This is a genomic window from Bradyrhizobium sp. CAR08, assembly GCF_052871955.1.
Map to the genome: position 1 here is coordinate 33,102 of NZ_JBIXJX010000005.1, position 23,306 is coordinate 56,407.

General features: G+C 60.3%; 19 protein-coding genes and 1 pseudogene. 16 read left to right on the forward strand and 4 right to left on the reverse strand.

Going from position 1 to position 23,306, the window contains the following annotated elements:
* Window position 1 precedes the first annotated feature (1 nt).
* From ACIPUD_RS12535 to ACIPUD_RS12590, 12 genes and pseudogenes are all read left to right on the forward strand, one after another.
* Window positions 2-1,324, forward strand: coding sequence for an MFS family transporter (locus ACIPUD_RS12535; RefSeq protein ID WP_018453169.1), 1,323 nt, complete (start codon window positions 2-4; stop codon window positions 1,322-1,324).
* A gap of 75 nt (window positions 1,325-1,399) precedes the next feature.
* Window positions 1,400-3,058: an acetolactate synthase large subunit gene (locus ACIPUD_RS12540; protein WP_446480761.1), complete on the forward strand. Its 1,659-nt coding sequence runs from the start codon at window positions 1,400-1,402 to the stop codon at window positions 3,056-3,058.
* 73 nt (window positions 3,059-3,131) lie between these two features.
* On the forward strand, window positions 3,132-3,500 hold the full coding sequence (locus ACIPUD_RS12545; protein WP_446480762.1) for a phasin family protein: 369 nt from the start codon (window positions 3,132-3,134) through the stop codon (window positions 3,498-3,500).
* 41 nt (window positions 3,501-3,541) lie between these two features.
* The gene (gene acs, locus ACIPUD_RS12550) at window positions 3,542-5,596 is read left to right on the forward strand and encodes an acetate--CoA ligase (protein ID WP_240543312.1); all 2,055 of its coding nucleotides are present in this window, start codon (window positions 3,542-3,544) and stop codon (window positions 5,594-5,596) included.
* Window positions 5,593-6,120, forward strand: a complete 528-nt coding sequence (gene ppa, locus ACIPUD_RS12555; protein ID WP_018453173.1) for an inorganic diphosphatase — start codon at window positions 5,593-5,595, stop codon at window positions 6,118-6,120. The genes acs and ppa overlap by 4 nt, the downstream gene beginning before the upstream one ends.
* Window positions 6,121-6,141: 21 nt before the next feature.
* Entirely contained in the window at window positions 6,142-6,756 is a 615-nt protein-coding gene (locus ACIPUD_RS12560; protein ID WP_026232477.1) for an adenylate kinase, read from the forward strand.
* The gene (locus tag ACIPUD_RS12565) at window positions 6,753-7,925 is read left to right on the forward strand and encodes an iron-containing alcohol dehydrogenase (RefSeq protein ID WP_085350782.1); all 1,173 of its coding nucleotides are present in this window, start codon (window positions 6,753-6,755) and stop codon (window positions 7,923-7,925) included. Before ACIPUD_RS12560 ends, ACIPUD_RS12565 begins: the two co-directional genes overlap by 4 nt.
* A 21-nt stretch (window positions 7,926-7,946) precedes the next feature.
* Window positions 7,947-8,621 carry a poly(R)-hydroxyalkanoic acid synthase subunit PhaE gene (locus ACIPUD_RS12570; protein WP_085350831.1) on the forward strand — a complete coding sequence of 225 codons (675 nt, stop codon included), beginning with the start codon at window positions 7,947-7,949 and terminating at the stop codon, window positions 8,619-8,621.
* On the forward strand, window positions 8,618-9,739 hold the full coding sequence (phaC, locus tag ACIPUD_RS12575) for a class III poly(R)-hydroxyalkanoic acid synthase subunit PhaC (protein WP_446480763.1): 1,122 nt from the start codon (window positions 8,618-8,620) through the stop codon (window positions 9,737-9,739). Before ACIPUD_RS12570 ends, phaC begins: the two co-directional genes overlap by 4 nt.
* The gene (locus ACIPUD_RS12580; protein ID WP_446480764.1) at window positions 9,739-11,661 is read left to right on the forward strand and encodes an acyl CoA:acetate/3-ketoacid CoA transferase; all 1,923 of its coding nucleotides are present in this window, start codon (window positions 9,739-9,741) and stop codon (window positions 11,659-11,661) included. The genes phaC and ACIPUD_RS12580 overlap by 1 nt, the downstream gene beginning before the upstream one ends.
* Before the next feature lie 4 nt (window positions 11,662-11,665).
* Window positions 11,666-12,592, forward strand: coding sequence for an alpha/beta fold hydrolase (locus ACIPUD_RS12585; RefSeq protein WP_446480765.1), 927 nt, complete (start codon window positions 11,666-11,668; stop codon window positions 12,590-12,592).
* 62 nt (window positions 12,593-12,654) lie between these two features.
* Window positions 12,655-14,131, forward strand: a pseudogene (locus ACIPUD_RS12590) (succinate-semialdehyde dehydrogenase).
* A gap of 239 nt (window positions 14,132-14,370) precedes the next feature.
* On the opposite strand, the gene ACIPUD_RS12595 reads toward ACIPUD_RS12590, so the two are convergent.
* Window positions 14,371-15,249, reverse strand: coding sequence for a GNAT family N-acetyltransferase (locus tag ACIPUD_RS12595; protein WP_085361110.1), 879 nt, complete (start codon window positions 15,247-15,249; stop codon window positions 14,371-14,373).
* 278 nt (window positions 15,250-15,527) lie between these two features.
* On the opposite strand from ACIPUD_RS12595, the gene ACIPUD_RS12600 reads away from it, so the two are divergent.
* The 3 genes from ACIPUD_RS12600 (at window position 15,528) to ACIPUD_RS12610 (ending at window position 18,522) form a co-directional block, all read left to right on the forward strand.
* Complete coding sequence (locus ACIPUD_RS12600) at window positions 15,528-16,451, forward strand: 2-hydroxyacid dehydrogenase (protein WP_446480766.1); 924 nt, start codon at window positions 15,528-15,530, stop codon at window positions 16,449-16,451.
* Window positions 16,452-16,465: 14 nt separating this feature from the next.
* Window positions 16,466-16,822 (forward strand): cupin domain-containing protein, encoded by a 357-nt coding sequence (locus tag ACIPUD_RS12605; RefSeq protein ID WP_018453184.1) that lies wholly within the window; start codon window positions 16,466-16,468, stop codon window positions 16,820-16,822.
* A 242-nt stretch (window positions 16,823-17,064) separates the two neighbouring features.
* Window positions 17,065-18,522: an NAD-dependent succinate-semialdehyde dehydrogenase gene (locus tag ACIPUD_RS12610; RefSeq protein WP_377828959.1), complete on the forward strand. Its 1,458-nt coding sequence runs from the start codon at window positions 17,065-17,067 to the stop codon at window positions 18,520-18,522.
* A 242-nt stretch (window positions 18,523-18,764) separates the two neighbouring features.
* On the opposite strand, the gene ACIPUD_RS12615 is transcribed toward ACIPUD_RS12610, so the two are convergent.
* On the reverse strand, window positions 18,765-19,454 hold the full coding sequence (locus ACIPUD_RS12615; protein WP_377787970.1) for a haloacid dehalogenase type II: 690 nt from the start codon (window positions 19,452-19,454) through the stop codon (window positions 18,765-18,767).
* 316 nt (window positions 19,455-19,770) lie between these two features.
* Between ACIPUD_RS12615 and ACIPUD_RS12620 the strand changes: the two genes are divergently transcribed.
* On the forward strand, window positions 19,771-21,147 hold the full coding sequence (locus ACIPUD_RS12620; RefSeq protein WP_026232478.1) for an aspartate aminotransferase family protein: 1,377 nt from the start codon (window positions 19,771-19,773) through the stop codon (window positions 21,145-21,147).
* A 93-nt stretch (window positions 21,148-21,240) separates the two neighbouring features.
* Here the strand turns inward: ACIPUD_RS12620 and ACIPUD_RS12625 are convergent, their stop codons facing one another.
* Both ACIPUD_RS12625 and ACIPUD_RS12630 read right to left on the reverse strand, forming a co-directional pair.
* A complete protein-coding gene (locus ACIPUD_RS12625) occupies window positions 21,241-21,717 on the reverse strand; it encodes an Lrp/AsnC family transcriptional regulator (RefSeq protein ID WP_018453188.1) in 477 nt (158 codons plus the stop codon).
* Window positions 21,718-21,832: 115 nt separating this feature from the next.
* Window positions 21,833-23,158, reverse strand: coding sequence for an NAD(P)/FAD-dependent oxidoreductase (locus ACIPUD_RS12630; RefSeq protein ID WP_446480767.1), 1,326 nt, complete (start codon window positions 23,156-23,158; stop codon window positions 21,833-21,835).
* Between the last annotated feature and the right edge of the window lie 148 nt (window positions 23,159-23,306).

The window sequence follows — 23,306 nt, forward strand, 5'->3', positions numbered from 1 at the left end:
AATGACCGCTGTTGCTGCATCGCACCCGGCAATCCCCGCTGACAGCACGGCGCAAAAGCTGTCGCGTATCAAGGCGATTGTGGCTGCGTCGTCCGGAAATCTGGTCGAGTGGTACGACTTCTATGCTTACGCATTTACCTCGATCTATTTCGCGGCGGCGTTCTTCCCGTCTGGCGACCAGACCAGCCAGTTGCTGGCGACGGCCGGCATTTTCGCCGTAGGGTTCTTCATGCGGCCGCTCGGTGGCTGGCTGTTCGGCTGGATCGCCGATGCGCATGGCCGCAAGAATTCGATGGTGCTGTCGGTGCTGCTGATGTGCGCGGGATCGCTGATGATCGGAATGCTCCCCACGTACCAAACAATCGGCGCCGCGGCGCCGGCGCTCCTACTGTTTGCGCGCATGGCACAAGGCCTGTCGGTCGGCGGGGAATATGGAACGGCGGCAACTTATATGAGCGAGATTGCCGGCAAGGGCAACCGCGGGTTCTATTCGTCATTCCAGTATGTCACGCTCATCGGCGGTCAACTTCTCGCACTCCTCGTTGTCGTGGTTCTGCAGCAAACCTTGTCGCTCGACGAGCTGAAGGAATGGGGATGGCGGGTGCCTTTCCTGTTCGGCGCCGTCGCGGCCGTTGTGGCGTTGTATCTCCGCCGCTCGTTGCAGGAGACGGCCTCGGCGGAGACCATGCACCGCAAGGAGGCAGGTTCTCTCTCCGGCCTCTGGCATCATAAGCGCGCGCTGCTGATCGTTCTCGCATTCACGATCGGCGGATCGCTATTTTTCTATACGTTTACGACCTACATGCAGAAATTCCTGGTCAACAGCGTGAAGCTGGATGCCAAGACGGTCAGCTCGATCATGACCGCTGCCCTGATCGCCTTCATGCTGCTGCAACCGGTGTTCGGGGCGCTATCGGACAGGATCGGCCGGCGCAACAACATGATCCTGTTCAGCGCATGCGCTACCCTCGCTGCGGTGCCGCTATTGATGGCATTGTCCAGCACCACCAACGTCTACGCCGTTTTTGGCCTGATCATGATCGGTCTTGTGATTGCGTGCTTCTATACCTCGATCAGTGGCGTCGTGAAGGCCGAACTGTTTCCGCCCGAGGTGCGCGCCCTAGGCGTCGGACTTCCCTACGCGATTGCCAATGCGATGTTCGGCGGAACGGCGGAATATGTTGCATTGTCGCTGAAATCGTCCGGATACGAAACCCTGTTCTTCTGGTACGTCGCGGCGATGGCGCTGGTCGCCCTGGTCGCGTCGCTCTGGATGCCGGATACGCGGACGCGAGGCTATCTCGACGGCGATGGCCGGATCTGAACTGAAACACGACGGCCCCGTCATGCCTGCGACGGCGTCCGGAGAGCATTGAATTCGAATGGGAGAGACGCGCTGATGGCCAAGGGATCAGATTTGTTGGTTGCCGCACTCGAGAACGAGGGCGTCGACCGAATTTTCGGCGTTCCCGGCGAGGAGAACCTCGATGTCGTGGAAAGCTTGCGCAACTCGTCGATCAAGCTGATCCTGACACGCCACGAGCAGGGCGCGGCCTTCATGGCCGCGACTTATGGACGGCTGACCGGCAAGCCCGGCGTGTGCATCACCACGCTTGGCCCTGGCGCATTGAACCTGACGACTGGCGCCGCCTACGCGCTGCTCGGCGCCATGCCCATGATCATGCTCACGGGCCAGAAGGGCATCATGAGCAGCCGACAGGCCAAATTCCAGATCGTCGATGTGGTTAGCGCTTTCAAACCGTTGACCAAGCTGTCGCTCCAGATCGTCAGCACAAGCGGCATTCCGACAATCGTTCGCGATGCCTTCCGGATCGCCATGGAAGAGCGTCCGGGTCCGGTTCTTCTGGAATTGCCCGAGGACATCGCGGGCGAGGAATCCGAAGACGTCGCGATGGTGGCGCCGCATCCGATCGAGATCCCGGTCGCCCATCGTGCCTCGCTGGATCGCGCTGCCGACATGATCCTCAAGGCCAAGCGGCCCTTGATCATGCTCGGCGCCGCCGCGTCCCGGCCGCGCAGCACGGCCGGCATCGGCGGCTTCGTCCGCCGCACGAAAATTCCGTTCTTCACCACACAAATGGGCAAGGGAACGGTACCCGGCGGCAGCAACCTCTACATGGGGACGGCTGCACTCAGCGAGCGCGATTACGTTCATGAAGCGGTCGACCGAGCCGATCTGATTATTGCCATAGGTCACGACACCATCGAAAAGCCGCCCTTCATCATGGGCCCGAAAGGTCCTCAAGTCATCCACGTCAGCTACACGCCGGCCAACGTGGAGCGGGTCTACTTTCCGCAGTGCGAAGTGGTCGGCGATGTTGGACCGAGCCTGGAGTTGCTGGCCGATCGTCTCGAGGGGCGGCTGCATCATGCCGGCGCGCTGTTAAGCCTTCGCGAAAGTATCCTGGCCCGGATCGGCGATCGCGCGACCGAGGACCGTTGGCCCCCGACGCCGCAACGCATCGTGCACGATGTGCGAAAGGTCATCCCTGAAGACGGCGTCGTCGCGCTGGATAACGGGATGTACAAGATCTGGTTCGCCCGCAACTACCGCACCTATGTGGCGAACACGCTGCTGCTGGACAATGCCCTCGCGACAATGGGCGCCGGGCTGCCATCCGCCATGATGGCGGCGATGCTGCATCCGGAACGCCGCGTGCTCGCGGTCTGCGGAGACGGCGGCTTCATGATGAATTCGCAGGAGATGGAAACCGCGGTTCGCCTTAAATTGAATGTCGTCGTGCTGATCCTGGAAGATTCGGCCTATGGCATGATCCGCTGGAAACAGGCGGTCGATAGTTTCCCGGACTTTGGCCTCACGTTCGGGAATCCGGATTTCGTCAAATACGCCGAGAGCTACGGCGCGAAAGGCTCGCGGGTCGAAAGCACGGATTCGTTGATTCCGACGCTCGAAAACGCTTTCAAAGGTGGCGGTGTGCACCTCGTCGTCGTGCCGATCGACTACAGCGAAAATACCCGCGTGCTCGTGGATGAACTTCGCGAGAAGCTGAAGCAGGTTATTGAGCCGACCGTGTGAGCCGTCGGCGAGGGCCGATTGATGAGCTGAGCTGAAATTGGCGTGGTCGCAAGCGCCGGCAATGGAGAGTGCAATGAGTGAGCAGATCAACGAGCAGGCTGAGAAGATGCGGGAAATGGCGCAGACCACGCTGGACAAGGCGAAAGAGGCTGTGTCGAAATACATAACCGAATCCCAGAAGTTGAGAGAGAAGGCCGATTCCAGCGTTCGCTCAACCTATTCGGCGGCGAAGGAGATGAACGAAAGAGCCGTCGCGTTCGCCGAGGAAAATGTGGCTTCGGGCTTCGAGCTTGCGCAACGGCTGTTGCATGCCAAGGACCCGCAGGAAATGGGTGCAGTTTATCAAAGCCATCTCAAGGAGCAGATGGACAAAATGAATGCCCAGTTTCGCGAGCTTGCAAGTGCAATGAACCAGCCGTCGACTGTTGACCTGAATAAGTAGCGCCGGTCGCCTCAGAGCGAAATCAAATCGCTGATCACAGGATGTTGCCTGCACGCGTTCCGAGCGCGGACGATGCATCATCCGATCAAGACAATCGCATCGCAGTGCGTCGGGGAGGCTCCAAGGTGGGCACGGAAAAGTCAGATACGCTGATCCATGACGTGCCGGCCGGCTGGGCACGGCGGGCTCATGCTGACGCTGCGAAATACAGCAGCATGTATGCTTCGTCGGTGTCGACGCCGGATGCTTTCTGGGCGGAGCATGGCAAGCGGATCGACTGGATCAAGCCGTTCACGAAGGTGAAGAATACCTCCTTTGCGCCCGGCAAGGTCTCGATCAAGTGGTTCGAGGACGGCACCACGAATGTGGCGATGAACTGCATCGACCGGCATCTTGCCCGGCGTGCCGGTCAGGTCGCGATCATCTGGGAGGGCGACGATCCCGCCGAATCCAGGCACATCACCTACGCGGAGTTGCACGATCAGGTCTGTCGTTTCGCGAATGTCCTGAAAAGTCACGGTGTGAAGAAAGGCGACACCGTCACGATCTACCTGCCCATGATTCCGGAAGCCGCCTATGCCATGCTCGCCTGCGCGCGAATCGGGGCGGTCCATTCCATCGTGTTCGGCGGGTTCTCGCCGGATGCCCTGGCCGGACGTATCGAGGGCTGCCAGTCCAAAGTCCTGGTCACCGCCGATGAGGGGCTGCGCGGCGGGCGCAAGGTACCGCTGAAGGTCAATGCCGACGATGCGCTGAAGAAGGTGGCCGGCATCGTGAAGACGATGATCGTGGTCAAGCGCACCGGCGGTGGCATCGACTGGGTCGACGGCCGCGACGTCTGGTACGCGGACGAGGTGGCAAAGGCCTCGGCCGACTGCGCGCCGGTCGAAATGAACGCGGAGGATCCGCTATTCCTTCTTTACACGTCGGGTTCAACCGGTGCTCCAAAGGGCGTCGTTCACAGCACGGGTGGCTATCTCGTTTTTGCGTCGATGACGCACCAGTATGTGTTCGACTATCACGACGGCGACATCTACTGGTGCACCGCCGATGTCGGCTGGGTCACCGGCCACAGCTACATCGTCTATGGGCCGCTGGCCAACGGCGCGACCACGCTGATGTTCGAGGGGATCCCGAACTATCCCTCAACATCGCGCTTTTGGCAGGTCGTCGACAAACACAAGGTCAACATCTTCTACACCGCGCCGACCGCGATCCGTTCGTTGATGGGTGCGGGGGAAGAGCCGGTCAAACAGACCAGCCGTGCGTCGCTGCGCTTGCTCGGCTCGGTGGGCGAGCCGATCAATCCGGAAGCGTGGGATTGGTATCACCGCGTGGTCGGCGATGGACGTTGTCCGATCGTCGATACCTGGTGGCAGACCGAGACAGGCGGCATCTTGATCTCGCCGCTTCCCGGCGCGACGGCTTTGAAGCCCGGTTCGGCAACCCTGCCGTTTTTCGGAGTGATGCCGGAAGTGGTGGACGCAAGTGGTGCCGTGCTGACCGGCGCATGCGAAGGCAATCTCGTCATTGCCGATTCCTGGCCAGGCCAGATGCGCACGGTCTACGGCGACCACGAGCGCTTCATGCAGACCTACTTCGCGACCTATCCGGGCAAGTATTTCACCGGCGATGGCTGCCGGCGCGACGCCGACGGCTACTACTGGATCACCGGCCGCGTCGACGACGTCATCAACGTATCCGGTCATCGCATGGGGACAGCCGAAGTCGAAAGCGCGCTCGTCGCACATCAGAAGGTTTCCGAAGCCGCTGTTGTCGGTTTTCCGCACGACATCAAGGGGCAGGGCATCTACGCCTACGTCACCTTGATGTCGGATGCGGAGCCCTCCGGAGAGTTGCGCAAGGAACTAGTGGCCTGGGTCCGCAAGGAGATCGGACCGATCGCCGCACCCGATGTCATTCAGTTTGCGCCGGGCCTGCCCAAGACCCGCTCTGGAAAGATAATGCGTCGTATTCTGCGCAAAATCGCCGAGGACGAAGTCGGCGCGCTCGGGGACACCTCAACCCTGGCCGATCCGGCGGTGGTCGATGATCTCATCAAAAACCGCCATAGCCAAAAGGCGGCGCGGAAATGAATATCGACGCGATTTCGATCGGCGACAATCCCCCGGAGGACGTCAATGTCATCATCGAGGTTCCGATCGGCGGTGAACCGATCAAATACGAAATGAACAAGGCGGCGGGCGCGCTGTTCGTCGACCGCTTCCTGTATACGCCGATGCGCTATCCCGGAAATTACGGCTTCGTTCCGCACACGCTTTCGGACGATGGGGATCCGATCGACGTGCTCGTGGCCAATTCGCGGCCGATCGCTCCTGGCGCCATAATCAATGTGCGGCCGATCGGCGTGCTCAAGATGGATGACGAGGGCGGCGGCGACGAGAAGATCATCGCCGTGCCGATGCCGAAACTGACGATGCGCTACGCACACGTCAACGGGATCGCCGACATGCCGCAGATCGCGATCGAGCAGATCCAGCACTTCTTTGAACACTACAAGGATCTGGAGCCGGGGAAGTGGGTGAAGGTGATCGGATGGGGCGACAGTGCCGAAGCGCGCCGGCTGATCGTCGAGGCCATCGCGCGGGCAAAGAGCTGAAACCGAGATATGGGCAATGATATGAGACTGGTTCTGTTGGGGCCGCCAGGCGCAGGTAAGGGCACGCAGGCGACGAGGATCGTCACTCGATTTGCGATCCCGCAATTGTCGACCGGCGACATGCTGCGCCAGGCGGTTGCGGAAGGCACGGCTGCGGGATTGCGCGTCAAGCACATCATGGATCGGGGTGAACTTGTGCCCGACGACGTCGTGGTATCGGTGATCGCTAATCGTATCGACCATTCCGATGCGGTAAGCGGCTTTATCCTTGACGGCTTCCCGCGCACGGTCGCGCAGGCCGAAGCGCTCGATCAGGAACTCGCCACCCGGGGCATCAAGCTCGATGCGGTGCTTGAGCTCGAGGTCGACGAAGATGCGCTGCTCGACCGCATCAAAGGGCGCGCCGACGATGCGGCAAGCCGAGGCGAGCCGGTGCGCCGCGACGATAATCCCGAGGTCTTCAAGACCCGGCTCGGCGTTTATCGCGAGCAAACCGCGCCGGTCACGGAATACTACCGGTCGCAGGGACTGCTCAACGTCGTCGACGGTTTGCAGCCGATTGACGCCGTGACCGAACAGCTCGCCGCGGCGCTTGCGGCAGTAACGTCCGATCAGATCAGGAGTGATGTCAGATGAAAGCGTTTACCTTCCAGGCACCCCCCAACATCCTGTTCGAGGCAGGCGCATCGAAAAAGCTGGCGGAGTTGGTCGCTGGATACGGGGCAAAACGTGTTCTGCTGGTCACGGATAAGGGCGTACGCAATGCAGGCCTGACCAGAAACGCCGAGGCTGGCCTGGTTGCCGGCGGCTGCGAACTGACGATATTCGAAGATGTGGAGGCGGATCCGCCGTCGCATATCATCGAGCGAGCGGTCGCACTGTGTCGTGACAAGGACATCGAGCTGGTTGCCTCAATCGGCGGCGGCAGCGCGCTCGATACCGCGAAGTTGGTGGCCTATCTGGCCAAAACGCCTGATCGCCTCGAAGATATCTACGGCGTCGGCCTTGCCAAGGGCGAACGCCTTCCGCTGCTGCTGGTGCCGACAACGGCCGGAACGGGCTCGGAGGTGACCCCGATTGCGATCGTCACCACGCCGACGACCGAGAAAAAGGGCGTCGTTGCGCCCCGCCTGCTTCCGGATTGGGCGATCCTTGATCCGGAGCTGACGCTCGGCCTGCCCGCGCATGTCACCGCGGCGACCGGCATCGACGCCATGGTCCATGCGATCGAAGCCTATACCAGCAAGCACCGGAAGAATCCGATGTCGGACCAGTTGGCACGGCAGGCTCTCGCCCTGCTGTCGGCGAATGTCCGGACGGTCTGTGCGGACGGATCTAATCTCGAAGCGCGGTCGCAAATGCTGCTGGGTTCGATGCTGGCCGGCATGGCGTTCGCCAATTCCCCGGTCGCCGCCGTGCACGCGCTGGCCTATCCGATCGGCGCGCTGTTCCACGTGCCGCATGGCCTGTCGAATGCCTTGGTGCTGACCCAGGTGCTGCGGTTCAATTTGCCGGAGGCGGAAGGCCTCTACGCCGAACTGGCGCCGATCGTCGATCCCAAATCGGAAGGAATGAGCGTCAGCCAGCGGGCACGGCTGTTCGTCGATGCGATCGCGGCGATCTGCCGGGATTGCAACGTGCCGGCCTCGCTGGCCGATGTCGGCATTGCGAGGGGCGACCTGAAGAAGCTCGCCGAGGATGCGATGAAGCAGACGCGGCTTCTCGTGAACAATCCGCGGGAATTGAGCTTCGACGATGCGCTGGCGATCTACACCGAGGCGTTCGGCAACCGCGCGGCGGCCTGAGCGGCACAAAGAGTGAGCAGCATGAGCGAGAACGACAAATCGGCTTCCGCTGATTCCGATCCCGGCCTCGAATGGGCGAAGCTGTGGCAGACGATGGCCGAATCCTCGAACCGCATGGTCGAGGCGTGGTCGGGGTCGATGGCACCGTTCATGCTGGCGCGTCTGTCGGAAAAGTCGGGTGGTTTTGGCGACGGCAACGAACTGTCGGCGGCGATCGAGCGGATGGCGCAGGGGCCGCGGCTGGCCGACGTCTGGGACATCGACCGGAAAATGGCGTTGGCCTTTGGGGCCTGGATCGAGATGCGCCAGCGGCTTGCGAGCTACAATGCGGTTGCTGCCGCTCCATGGCATGAAGCGTCGAAGCGGTTTTACGAGACGATGTCCGCCACCGGTAGCGATGGCTCCCCGCATCCGGAGTGGCGCGAGGCGTTCGCCAAATGGAGCGAAATCTCCAACGAGGAACTGATCCGGAATCAGCGCACCGACGGCTTCTTGCAAGCTCAGAAGGAACTGCTGCAGGCGGGATTGAAGTTACGGAGCCGGCAGGATGATGTCGCTGAGGCCGCGTCAGCCATGTTGGGGCTGCCGACCCGCAAGGATTTCGACGACGTGACGCAGCAATTGACCGAACTCCGCCGAGAAGTCCGTACGCTCGCCCGCCAGATCCGCGACCAGAAGAGCGAAGCCGCACGATGAGCGATCAGGAGAACCAAACCTCGCGCTTCGCCCGTGACATGGCGGCCAACGCCGAGAAGATGTTCAAGGCGACACAGTTGATCGCCAATACGCGGGATGAAGACGTCGCCATCGGCACGACACCGAAGCATCTCGTGATGCGCCGCGACAAGGTCGAGCTGTTCCATTATGAGCCGATGGCAGAAGCGACGGCGAAGACGCCCGTCCTTTTGGCCTACGGCCTGATCGGGCGGTATACCATGGCTGATTTACAGCCTGACCGCTCGCTGGTGCGCAGCCTTCTCTCAAAAGGGCTCGATCTCTGGCTGATCGACTGGGGCCAGCCGGGCCGAACAGAGCGATGGCTGAAAATTGATGATTACGTCGATGACTACATCGATGCCGCAGTCGACCGCATCGCGCAGGAAACCGGCCATGACAAGATCACGCTGCTCGGCATCTGCGAAGGCGGCGTCTTTACGACGTGCTACGCCGCTCTGCATCCGGAAAAGGTGAAAAATCTCGTCATCACCATCACTCCGATCGACTTCCATGCCGATGTCAAGGACAAGGCCGCTCACCACGGCTTCCTCAACCTTTGGACCCGCAGCCTCGATCCTGATGACATCGACAAGCTGGTCGATACTTACGGCGTGCTGCCGGGCGAGTTCATGAGCTCGGTGTTCTCGATGATGACGCCGATGCGCTCACTGACGAAATACAATGTCGATCTCATCGACATCGTCGATGACGAGGCCAAGTTCATGAATTTCCTGCGCATGGAAAAGTGGCTCGCGGACCGTCCGCATCATCCCGGCGAAGCGGCGAAGCAGTGGCTGAAGGATCTCTACCAGGAGAACCGCCTGGTGGAGGGCAGCTTTGAGCTGTCCGGCCGCCGGGTCGATCTGAAGTCGATCACGGCTCCCGTGCTGAATGTTTTTGCGCTGGACGACCACATCATTCCGCCGGACTGCTCGCGCGCGCTCGGAGCGAAGATAGGCAGCACGGATTATACCGAAATCCCGCTGCCCGGCGGCCATGTCGGCCTGTTCGTCTCCAGCAAATCGCAGGGCAAGCTGAGCCAGAGCATCGCCGACTGGCTGGTCGCCCGCGACGCCAATCCCGGAAGTGAATCCTGATGCGCAACAAGATCGTCGACGCCGCCGAGGCGGTTGCCATCATCCGTTCCGGTGACACCGTCGCCTCGTCCGGCTTCGTCGGCGTGGGAACGCCCGATGAAATCATCAAGGCGCTGGAGCGGCGCTTCGTCCAGACCGGAGAGCCGCGGGACCTTTCGCTGGTGTTCGCGGCGGCGCCGGGAGACGGCGCCGATCGCGGCCTCAACCGCTTGGCGCATCCCGGCCTGATCAAACGCCTGGTCGGCGGACATTTCGGCCTGGTTCCGAAGCTCGCCCGGATGGCGGTCGACAATCACGTCGAGGCCTATAACTTGCCGCTCGGATGCGTATCGCATCTGTTTCGCGAAATTGCGGGGCGCAAGGCCGGGCTACTCTCCAAGGTCGGGCTCGGCACCTTCGTCGATCCGGCCAATGGTGGCGGAAAGCTGAATGCGCGCACCACCGAAGAGCTAGTGCGGATGATCGAAATCGACGGCGAACAATGGCTGTTCTACAAGGCATTTCCCCTCAACGTTGCGATCATCAGAGGTACCACCGCCGACCACAACGGCAATATCTCGATGGAAAAGGAGGCCTTGACCCTCGACAATCTGGCGCTGGCAACGGCTGCCAAGAACTGCAAGGGGTTCGTCATCGCGCAGGTGGAGCGCATCGCCGCCTCCGGCTCGCTCAATCCGCGTCACGTCAAAATTCCGAGCGTCTTGATCGACTGCGTCGTCGTTGCGCAGCCCGAAAACCATGTCCAGACCTATGCCACTGGTTACAACGGAGCATTTTCGGGCGAATTGCGCGCGCCGGCCGATCGCAATGTTCCGATGGCGCTGGATAACCGCAAGATCATTGCGCGCCGCTGCGCCCTGGAATTGCCGATGGGCGGCGTGGTCAATCTCGGCATCGGCATGCCGGAGGGAGTTGCCTCGGTTGCCGCCGAAGAAAAGCTGTTCGACTTTGTGACGCTGACTGCCGAGCCCGGCATCATCGGCGGCATTCCGCAAGGCGGCCTCGATTTCGGTGCTTCGATCAATGCAGAATCGATCATCGACCAGAACCAGATGTTCGATTTCTACGACGGCGGCGGGCTCGATCTGGCCTGTCTCGGCATGGCTCAGGTCAATGGCCACGGCGACGTCAACGTCAGCCTGTTCAATGGCCGCCTGGCCGGCGCGGGCGGCTTCATCAACATATCCCAGAATGCGCGCCGGCTGATCTTCGCAGGCACCTTCACCACCGGTGGGCTCAAGACGTCGGTCGTGGATGGTCAGCTCAAGATCCTCAGCGAAGGCAAGTCCTCGAAATTCATCGACAAGGTGGATCAGATCACGTTTTCGGGCCAGCTTGCCGCAACCACCAGGCAGCCCGTTCTCTATGTGACGGAGCGATGCGTGTTCCGCCTCACTCCCGAGGGTCTCGAACTGATCGAGATCGCGCCGGGTATCGATATGGAGCGCGACATTCTCGCGCTCATGGGCTTTCGGCCCATCATTCGCGCACCGAAATCCATGGATGTTTCGCTGTTCAGCGAGGCCCTGATGCAGCTCGACGACCGGCTGCTCAATCGGCCGCTGGCGGAGCGGCTGTCGTACGATGCCGATCGCAACACGCTTTTTCTCGGACTTGACGGCTATCGGGTCCATAGAGATGCCGACGTCGAGGTAATCCGGGCGTCGATCCTCGAACTCTTCCATCGTGTCGGACGCCGGTTTTCCGCAGTCGTCAACTACGATTCGTCTTACATCGCTCCCGACATGACGGAGAAATGGTTTTCAATGGCCGCCGAGGTCGAGCGGACCTGCTACGATCATGCTTCGCGCTACACCACCAGCGCATTCATGCGCCTGAAGCTCGGCGACGCGCTGGCCCGCCGCGACGTCGCGCCGCATATCTTCGAAACCTCGGCCGACGCCCACCGGTTTGTCGAATAGACCGATGGGGCTGAAATCCACCGAGTTGCGCCCCGCGGACTGGCCTGAAGGACGGCAGAGGGCGCCCGACCGCACCGGATCGGTGCGCGGGCTGACCCGGCGCAGCTTCCATCGTATCGCATTCACGGATTGGGGGCCCGCGCCCGCGGTGCGGCCGGTGCTCTGCGTCCATGGCTTGACCAGAAACGGCCGCGACTTCGATCACCTCGCCGCAGTTCTCGCAATGGCAGGGCGGCAGGTCGTCTGCCCGGACTTGCCGGGCCGCGGACAAAGCGAACGGCTGCACGACAGCAGCGACTATGCCTTGCCGCAATATTGCAGCGACATGACCGTGTTGATGGCAGCTCTTGGTGCAACGGAGATCGATTGGGTTGGAACGTCGCTTGGCGGCTTGATCGGGATGGTGCTGGCCGCCCTTCCGGGCAGTCCGATCCGTCGCATCGTCATCAACGATATCGGACCCTATCTGCCCTGGACCGGATTGCTTCGTCTCGGTGCCAATCTCAACGAGGCGCCCAAATCGTTTGAGACGATCGAACAGGCCGAAGGCTACTACCGGCGGGTTCTGGCGCCTTTCGGGCGATTGGAGGATGTGCACTGGCGGCATCTGACAACGCATAGCGTGGCCTGGAGCGTGGAGGGGCGCTGCTTCAAGCCGCTGTGCGATGCGAACATCGCTCAGGCCTTTCGAAACCCTTGGCACTACAGCGTCGATCTCTGGAAATACTGGGATGCGATCGATGCCCCCATTCTGGTCATACGCGGGCAGCAATCGGATTTGCTTTCCGAAGGCGTCCTCATGGACATGATGCGGCGCAATCGCAATGTCCGCGTTCACACCGTCGCGGACTGCGGGCATGCGCCGGCCCTGATCGCTGACGAACAGATCGAGGTCGTGACGCAGTTTCTGAGCGGCCACGACTCCACTTAGCGCTGAATGCTTCATGCCGAACTGCATCATAACGTGTTAATTCCAACCTGGCTGTCTTCATCATGGCTTCGAAACTCACGCTCAAAGATCCGACCCTGTTGCGCGATGCCTGTCCGGTGGCAGGTGCGTGGGTAGCCGCCGATAACGGCGCCACCATCACGGTCGATAATCCCTCGACCGGCGCCGTGGTCGGACATGTCCCCAACATGGGGATGGCCGAGACCCGGCGGGCGATCGAATTCGCCAACGCTGCGCTACCGGCGTGGCGAGCCCGTACCGCGAAAGAGCGCGCCGTGATCCTGCGACGCTGGTTCGATCTGATGATGGCGAACCAGGACGATCTCGGTGCGATCATGACGGCGGAGCAGGGCAAGCCGCTCGCTGAAGCCAAGGGCGAGATCGCCTATGCCGCAAGCTTCGTCGAGTGGTTCGGCGAGGAAGCAAAACGCGTCTATGGCGATACGATCCCGGGGTTCACGGCCGACCGACGCATCATCGTGCTAAAGCAGCCGATCGGCGTTTGTGTCGCAATCACCCCGTGGAATTTTCCGGCCGCGATGATCACGCGCAAGGCGGGCCCGGCCCTGGCGGCGGGTTGCACCATGGTCGTCAAGCCGGCAAGCCAGACACCACTGTCCGCGCTGGCGCTTGCGCTGCTGGCGGAGCGGGCAGGCGTCCCTCAAGGTGTGCTGTCCGTCATCACGGGTTCGGCGTCGGCGATCGGCGGCGAAATGACCTCCAATCCGATCGTACGCAAGGTGACATTCACGGGTTCGACCGAAATCGGCAAGAAGCTGATGGCGCAGAGCGCGTCGACGGTGAAGCGGACATCGATGGAGCTCGGCGGCAACGCGCCGTTCATCGTCTTCGACGATGCGGACATCGATGCCGCGGTCAAGGGCGCGATGGCTTCGAAATACCGCAATGCCGGCCAGACCTGTGTTTGCGTCAATCGCTTCCTTGCGCAGGACAAGATTTACGATTTGTTTGTCTCGCGTCTGGCTGAGGCGGTTAGTGCGTTCAAGATCGGTGACGGGTTCGAGCCCGGCGTCGCGATTGGTCCGCTGATCGACATCGCCGCCGTGGAGAAAGTCGAAGAGCATGTTTCCGATGCGGTTTCCAAGGGAGCGCGCGTCGCCATCGGTGGGAAGCGCCATGCGCTTGGCCGCACGTTTTTTGAACCGACGGTATTGGCGGACGCCACGCCGGACATGTTGATCTTCCGGGAGGAAACTTTTGGCCCGGTCGCGCCCGTATTCCGCTTCAAGACTGAAGAGGAAGCGATCCGCCTTGCGAACGATGCCGAGTTCGGACTTGCGGCCTATTTCTACGGCCGCGATATCACGGGTCTGGCGCGTTGCCGAAGCGCTCGAGTACGGCATCGTCGGTATCAACGAAGGCCTGATCTCGACCGAGGTTGCACCGTTCGGCGGCGTCAAGGAGAGCGGCAACGGCCGTGAGGGTTCGAAATACGGCATCGAGGACTATCTGGAAATCAAATACCTCTGCATGGGTAGCATCCAGAGTTCTGCCACTTGAGCGGCTGCCGGCATCGCGGAACAACGCATGGGCGGAAACCGTTTCGGGCCGTAGCTTGAATGGGGAGGGAGCGGCCACGTAGGGAATAGTCGCAACATTCAGCGGTTTAGTTTTGTTGCTCGGAATGTCGAAATTCGCCGCGAAAATTTTTCCGACACTCCGGAATCGAAGTTGCCGAATAAGTGGTCGTTATCATTTATATTCGTGGGACAGGCGCCACTAACAATTCGCTTCACAGCTCAGCTCAACGCGTGAGCGGCCAATCCGTAGACCCACGGCTCGTTTTCCTTTCGGTTGAGGAATCGCCGCCCCTTGGACATGGTTGTGACCGTCTCGCTGATCGCGAGGCGGCTCTGCTGAAGATAGTCAGCAAACAGGCCCGTCTGCTCCCGGGTATCGACGCGGGCGAAACGGCCGGTGAGATCCTTAAGATGCACGGCCGTGAGATGGATCGCGTCATAATCATTGCTGGCGACAATGGGACCGATCACGTGACCACGCCCGAATTCGCGCTTCATGGAGTAGCCGACGGTCTTGCCGTCGCGGCGCAGTACACAGATTGACGCACCTTCCGAAAGCAGAGCAAGCAGCTCCCGGCGGCTCGTGCCGAACGCGCGCTCATCCAGCGCCGCAATCTCATTGAGAGTTTCGGCTGACGCCGACCTCAATTCGCCATCCAGAACTGATGTCGGTGGAAGGGGTGATACGATCTCTCCCTGCCACTGATACACGACCGCTTCCTTGGTGAAGCCGAGGGACAGATAAAGATGATAGGCAGCATCGGTCGAGTTCAGGGCAAGATTCCGATCCTCGCACCGTTCGAACACCTGTTCCATCAGCCATCGGCCGGTACCTTGTGCTTGGGTGCGCGGCGATGTGAGTACCAGGCCGATGGTGGCGAATTCGCGTCCGTGGGGGAACCACATCGCACTTCCGAAAACGCGCCCGATGCCGTCAACAGCGACGATGCCCTGACCGGCGCGGCGCAGGAAATCCCAGTCCTTTGGCCGATGCGGCCAGCCGACGGCAATCGAGAGCGCGTGGAGCAGCTTCACATCAACGTCTCGAATGTCGCGCGCGACCAATTCGAAGGACTTCAGGCGTACGGATCGTCCCATCTCAGTTCATTCCTTCGCGGAATGCCAACGTCTATGGCTTGTCGTGCTTTATGAACCTGCTGCCCAGTTGCGACAGCAGACGTGTTTGCCGCAGCATTGCACGGAAAGCCAGCAGGTTTCACCTGTTTTGGTGCAAGTGTTCGAAATGTTCGGCATATAGCGCACCGATATTCGGCAGAGAAAGCTTCTGCTTGCCGCTAGGCTGTAGATGTCCGGCGAGCTCGCTGCGCGCCAACAAGTCATCGAGCATCTCGCCGCGTGACACGAAGGGTCCCTAGATGGGGTTTCTTTTCAATTCCGATGCCGCTCGGGGCGCAATTTTCCGCCAGATATTTGCGCGCGAGCTCCCCGATCTGGAATTCTACCAGGGTAGGAAAAGCATCGACCCGGAAAAGGTGCGGTATCTGCTGACCTGGAACGTGCCGGACGACGTCTCGCGTTATCGCAATTTGGAGGTGCTCTTTTCGATCGGTGCCGGAGTCGACCAGTTCGTGCCCGAGATCATACCCGATCATGTGATGCTGGTGCGTATGGTCGAGGATGGCATCATACGCATGATGCAGGAATACGTCGTGCTTGGCGTGCTGGCGCTCCATCGCGAGATGCTCGCATATCGGGAGCAGCAGAGAAGGGGCGAGTGGCAAGATATTGTCACTCCACAGGCGACCGAACGCCGCGTGGGTTTCCTGGGCGTTGGGATGCTGGCGCAAGCGGCAATCGATCGCCTCAAGCCCTTTGGATTTTCCCTTGCCGCATGGAGCCGCAGCAAAAAGGTGGTCGGGGGCGTCACCTGCTTTCATGGCGACGATCAGCTGGGCAGTTTCCTGAGTGGAACGGATATTCTCGTCTGTCTTCTGCCCCTGACGGAGCAAACCCGCGGCCTCCTGAACGCAAAACTCTTCTCGCTTTTGCCGATGGGAGCGCGACTGCTGCATGTCGGCCGCGGCCCGCAGCTCGATCAGGCCGCACTCATCGAGGCGCTCGACGGCGGCCGCCTTGCAGCAGCTATGCTCGATGTCACTGACCCCGAGCCGCTGCCGGAAGGCCATGCGCTCTGGGCACATCCGAAGGTCATGATAACGCCGCACATCGCATCCGTGACGCAACCGCATACGGCGGCACAATCCGTCGTAGAAAACATCAGGCGCCACCGCGCGGGAAAAAATCCGATCGGGCTTGTTGATCGAACACTCGGCTATTAACCAGGGATAATGCCATGTCACTTCTGATTACTATCGATACCAATCCGGACTTCGCACCAAAGAACACCTTGCCTGCTCCGGAACGACTCATTTCGGGCAATCCATCCTTCAAGACCTGGGCGCAGGACGCCTCCAAAGCCGAGAAGGTGCTGACCGGCGTCTGGGAAGCAACGCCCGGCGAGACCCATTCCATCAAAGGCACCACTTACGAGTTCTGCCACATCATCTCGGGTCTCATCGAAATTGAGGAAAAGGGTGGTGAGACCAGGACTTACCGCGGCGGCGACAGCTTCGTGATGAAACCGGGCTTTGTCGGCGTCTGGCGCACGATCGAGACCGTGCGAAAGATCTACGTCAGCGCTTATGACTGAGCGCAATGCTCAGAGCGGTCGAAATCTGGCTTGGCAGAACAATCGACTTTCAAAGTCGCGCCTGACCGGCTTCAGCGCCGTCAGGCAATTCTCGATGAAAAAATGCGGTGTGCGGCCTTTATTGCTCAAATGAGCCGGCTTTGCTCGCCAGTCGCAAATCCAAGAGCGTTCTCGTCGTGCAGACCTGCTCGGTTGGCAAGCAGGAATGGCGGAGTTGGGCCCGAAGGCAAAGGAACATGTAGATGATTGCATTGAAGGACAAGGATCTGTTTCGCCAGCAAGGGCTGATCGGCGGCAATTGGCGAGATGCGAGCGCGAAAGCCACTGTCAATGTCATTGATCCTGCCAGCCAGAACGTCCTTGGTACCATCCCCGATATGGGGCGTAACGAGACTGCGGCTGCAATCAACGCTGCGGCTGATGCGTTCAAAGCTTGGAAGAAGACTACTCATGCAGAACGCGCGGCACTTTTGGAGCGTTGGTATGAGCTGATGCGGCAGCATGAGCAGGATCTGGCGCTCTTGCTGACTCTGGAACAGGGTAAGCCGCTTGCTGAATCGCTCGGAGAAATCCGCTATGGGGCATCCTTCGTAAAATGGTTTGCGGAAGAGACACGCCGGATCAACGGATCGACCATCCCTTCACCCACTGCCGATCGCCGCATTCTGGTGCGGAAAGAGCCGGTAGGCGTCTGCGGGATCATCACCCCCTGGAACTTTCCTAACGCCATGATCACGCGCAAGGTGGCACCTGCGCTTGCTGCGGGCTGCACCGTGGTCATCAAGCCATCTGAATTTACGCCATTTTCGGCGCTCGCGATCGGCGTTCTTGCGCAGCGGGCAGGGATCCCGGCGGGCGTGATTAATATCGTGACGGGCATGCCCGCGGAAATCGGCCAGGAACTGATGGACAATGAAACTGTCCGCAAGATCTCGTTTACCGGGTCGACTCGCGTCGGCGCATTGCTGATGAAAGGCGCCTCCGCCAACATCAAGAAGCTCAGCCTCGAGCTCGGCGGCAACGCGCCGTTCATCGTCTTTGATGATGCCGATGTTGACCGGGCCGTCGAGGGCGCGATTGCGTCGAAGTTTCGTAATGGCGGACAGACCTGCGTTTGCTCCAACCGCATTCTGGTGCAATCCGGCGTTTACGATGCCTTTGCGAAAAGGCTCGCCAGCCGGGTCGCAAAAATGAAGGTCGGTGCCGGCACCGAAGAAGGTGTCGAAATCGGACCAATGATCAATGGCGCGGCGATAGAAAAGATCAAGCGGCACGTCACAGACGCCCTGGACAAAGGCGCGAGGATCATCTCGCAGAGCGAACGTATGCCGGAAGGTAGGCAATATGCCCGCCCCGTCGTGCTCGGTGAGGCAACGACTGACATGCTCTTGGCCTCAGAAGAGACGTTCGGACCAGTCGCGCCGCTTTTCCGCTTCGAGACGGAGGACGAAGCGATCGCGATCGCGAACGGCACGCCCTTCGGCCTTGCCGCCTACTTCTACACTGAAAACCTCAAGCGCTCGTGGCGCGTTGCCGAGGCGCTGGAATTCGGCATGGTGGGCCTGAACACCGGCCTGATCTCGACCGAGGTCGCGCCGTTCGGCGGTGTAAAGCAGTCCGGGCTGGGGCGCGAAGGATCCCAGCTCGGGATAGATGAATATCTTGAGATCAAAACGCTTCATGTCGGCGGATTGGAATAAGGGGGGCGATTCCTGGTTTCAGGAGAGGGAATCGAAGGGTTCTTCGATTTTGCGGCGGACCGCGTCCGCGCGGGTAAACAGCATGATGCCTCGACAGCAAAGTAACACAATTCTGTCGGATGAGTAGTTCGAACACAGAAAAAGGGAGCGGTTGAACCGCCCCCTTTATTCATCACGCAACAGTCTCTACTGAAATTTTCGAAGGTCTACGTGCCGCGAAAGAGCCCGAAAAGGATACGCCTTCACGCACTTCTTCGAAGGGGCTCCAAGCCGACTGCGGCGGCGAGCTCGCCGATGTCAGCGACCTCAGTGTATTCATAGAAGGGATTCGCGGGCTCATGACCGCGGTTCACCCACACCTTGCTCTTGATGCCCAGGTCGTAGGCTGTCATCAGGTCGTAGCGGAAGGAGGATGAGACGTGGGTGATATCTTCCGGACCGCAGCCAAGCTTGTCCAGCATGTATTCAAAGCCTTTCATGTGCGGCTTGTAGGCGCCGGTTTCCTCGGCCGTGATGACCGTGTGGAAGGGCGCGCCGAGCTTCTCGACGTTCGACATGATGAGGTTCTTCATGGAATTCGACAGGATGACCAGCGGAATCTCCCTGGCAACTTTGGCCAGACCCGCCGGGACGTCGGGGTGTGGACCCCATGTGTGGATCTCTTCATTGATACGCTGGGCATCCTCCGGCCGAAATACGACACCGTTGCGCTTGCACGCGCGCTCTACCGAATTATGCACGACCTCGAAGTATGGCTTCCACGCGCCAAGAACTTCGTCCAGGCGATAGGCGGCGAAATCCTTGATGAAACTTGCCATCGTCGTGGCAGAAAGCTGGGAGCCGTAGACTCGCCTTGCCGCACCGGCCATGTCGAAATTCGTCAGCGTGCCGTAGCAATCGAAAGTGATATATTTCGGTCGGAACTCGGTCATGTCGTGGTATCCTCCAATCCTCTCGGCACCGCGTGCCAGTACGACAAGCATCATAATGAGCATCGCGTAAGATAAAGCGCCGCTTTCGCTGGAGCCGGAAGCAGATTGTGTCGTATCGGCTCGAAGCCTTGGCAGAGAGTTGCGCCAAGCAACCTTTCGAGTTGAACAGCACCGCCACGCGGCGGACGCCGCCGCGGTATAAGATGCGGCGTCGATCAAAAACGAAAGTCAAAACTCCTTCGGCTCAGGCGCAGCTTGGGAGGAACTGCTGTCGTCGATATCCTACTTTGCGTTTCGGGTTGATATGGAGGCCGAAATGTTGAGCAATTCGCTGATCGAGCTGGACCGCGCACATCTGGTTCACCCGGTCTCATCCTATCGCGGTCACGAGGCCTTGGGTGTGCGGGTGTTAAGATCAGCGAAGGGCGCCACCCTGACCGATGCATCGGGACATCAATTGCTCGACGGGTTTGCTGGTCTGTGGTGTGTCAACGTCGGGTACGGACAAGAGAGCATCGTTGAAGCTGCCACGAAGCAGTTGCGCGAGCTGCCTTACGCGACGGGCTATTTCGGGTTGGGCTCCGATCCGGCCATCCGGCTGGCCGCCAGGTTGGCCGAATTGGCGCCTGGCGATCTGAACCATGTTTACTTCACGCTAGGTGGCTCCGATGCCGTCGACAGCACAATCCGATTTATTCGGTACTATTATCATGCCAAGGGTACGCCGCAGAAGGATCAGTTCATTTCCGTCGAGCATGGCTACCACGGATCGTCGACGGCAGGGTCCGGCTTGACCGCGATCCCCGCCTTTCATGCGGGCTTTGGGGTACCTTATAGCTGGCAGCACAAAATTCCGTCGCACTATACCTATCGTAATCCTGTCGGTTCCCATCCTCAGGCTATCATTGCTGCGTCGGTCGCGGCCCTGCGAGCCAAGATCGCCGAACTTGGCGCAGATCGCATTGCGGCTTTTTACGTCGAGCCAATTCAGGGATCAGGGGGTGTCCTCGTGCCACCGCCATCTTGGTTGAAAGCCATGCACGCCGTTTGCAAGGAGAACGATATTTTGTTCGTAGTCGATGAGGTCATCACTGGCTTTGGTCGTGTCGGCCCATTTTTCGCCTGCGAAGAAGACGACGTCGTGCCGGATTTCATGACCACCGCAAAGGGTCTGACGTCGGGCTATGTGCCGATGGGAGCCGTTTTCATGTCCGACCGCGTCTACAACACGATTGCGGACGGAGCCGGCAAGACGGCCGTCGGCCACGGCTACACCTATTCCGCGCATCCCGTCAGTGCAGCGGTCGGGCTCGCGTGCCTGGATCTTTACGAAAATGGCTTGTTGGCAAACGGCCGAAAGGCGGGGCACCGCCTGATGGAAGGCCTTCGCGCGCTTGCCGATCATCCACTTGTCGGCGATGTCCGTGGTCGCGGCATGCTGGCCGCAATCGAGCTCGTCACGGACAAGGAGCGCAAGACGCCCCTGCCGGCGGAAGCTGACGCCGCGCGCCGCATATTCGACCGCGCATGGGACAACGGCCTCGTCATCCGCGCCTTTGCCCAGGGCGTGCTGGGTCTTGCGCCCCCGCTCTGCTGCACGGATGCGGACATCGACGGCATCATCGAACGAACTCGCATGACGCTCGACCAAACCCTCGAAGACAGGGACGTCCGCGCGGCGATGAAAGGATGATCACTGCGCCTGTCATTCCGAGGCCAGAAAAAGCCTGAGCCGTAGCGCCGGCCCGGCGATCTGCCCATGCTCCCCGGGGTGGAGGATTGTTCTTCAGCTATTGAATATGCTTTCGAGAGGCAGATGGGATTTCACGATCGGGGACTTCAGCACGACAAAACTGAAGTATTTGTCGATTCCGATATCCATCTCGACGAGACGTTCCATCAGCGCTTGATATTCGCTGATTCCCGCTGTGATAAACTTCACCAGGTAGTCATATCCGCCCGAAACCAGATGACATTCGACGACCGAATCTATCTTTTCGATAGTCGTGAGAAAGCGCGCGAAATCGATCTGGCGATGATTTTTGAGCGTGATCTCGGCGAACACAGTCAGAGTTTGTCCGAGCTTGGAGACGTCGATCTGGGCGGAATAGCCGGTGATGAAGCCCTCCGTCTGGAGCCTCTTGACGCGCATCAGGCACGGGCTCGGGGAAAGGTTTATCAGCTCTGCGAGCTCGACGTTGGAAGTCCGCCCGTTCTTTTGCAGTTCGCATAAAATCCTGATGTCGATCTTATCGAGCTTCATAGGCAATGCCATGAGATGGGAGCCATAGCGGCGTCAAGGCTTTGAGGCTTCAGCGTCATACGCACTGTCATAGCACCAACCAGCATCCTTTCCCACCGGGCGGAGAGATTGCTTTTCAGAACTCGGCGACCTTGCCCCAGGCACCCGTTTTCAGCCGCTCCGGCCTGTATGGACGCGGGTCGACGATCGGTGCAGTACCAGTAATGATGTCCGCGATCAGGTGCCCTGCGCCGGGACCAATCCCAAAACCGTGTCCGCTGAACCCGGCCGCAAGGATAAAGCCCGGAATCGCCCCGACCTCACCGATGGCGGGAACGCCATCCGGTGTGCTGTCAATATAGCCGGCCCAGACATTGGAGATTGCGACGCGACGGAGTTCAGGCAGCAATTCGCAAGCTCTTTTATGTGTCAGCCGAATCTGCCGCATGTCGGGACGGGGATTAAGTGTCCGGTTCAGCTCCATCGGGGTCGTCTCATCGAGCGCCCACTTCGCCCAGGATTCATGACCTTGGCGTATGCCCTCGAATGCTCCAGGGGCGAGACTGCGCCAGCGGCGAGCAAACATCGGCACGAATTCGCGGGCGAACCTGAATTGCTGCGGCGTTGGATCGACTCGCGCGCGCCCGCTTATCGCCAGCGTGTATCCGCCGCTGCCACGCCGCGTGAGCGACACGACTGCGGTGTGCAGGGCGTCGGGCAGACCCGCCGCGCCAGGAGCCACGGCGAGAATGGACTGGCGCACGGACGCCTGCGGGAAGCGAATGCCGAGCTGGTTGCAGAACGAAGATGCCCAGGCCCCTCCTGCCATGACCACCGCGTTGGTCCGGATTGTGCCCATTTCGGTCACTACGCCGTTCACCCGGCCGGCACGGAGCTCTACGCCGCGAGCGGCGCAGTGCTGGTGCACCGTGCCGCCAGCCGTCATCATCGCACGCGCGACCACGGGCACAGCCTTCGAAGGGTCTGCCGTTCCGTCGGTCGGAGAGGAGACGCCGCCTTTCCATTTGCGGCCCGTCGCTTTGCCTCTCTCGCTCGCTTCGTTCGTGCTCAACATGTGTGTCGTAACGCCGACCGTCTTTGCAAAATCGCGCCATTTCGCCCAGCCGGTCAGCTCATTCTCGTCATTCGACAGATAGAGAAGCCCGCAGCGGCGGAAGCCCGTGTCTTCCCCGGTCTCCTGTGCTACTCTCTCCCAAAGATCGAGACTCTTGGTGGCGATCGGTAGCTCGCGTGCGTCGCGATTCTGTTGACGGCACCATCCCCAATTGCGACTGGACTGCTCGGCGGCGACACGCCCCTTCTCTAGCAAGGCGACCTTAACGCCGCGGCGGGCGAGATAGTAAGCCGTGAACACGCCCACCACGCCGCCGCCAATGACGACGACGTCAGCCTCTTGAGGCAGAGACGGGCTTGATTCAATATGGATGAGCGGCGCACTCATGAAGCGAGGACTCCCGGCGTTTGACCTATCGTAGCTGAGCATTCGCGGCAGGTGCTCTGCGGGAATTTGTGATTAGACGGAATATTCTGCGGTTTGCCGACTACTGTTCAAGCTATTATTGCGAGAACACGTTGCTCGCGCCCACCTC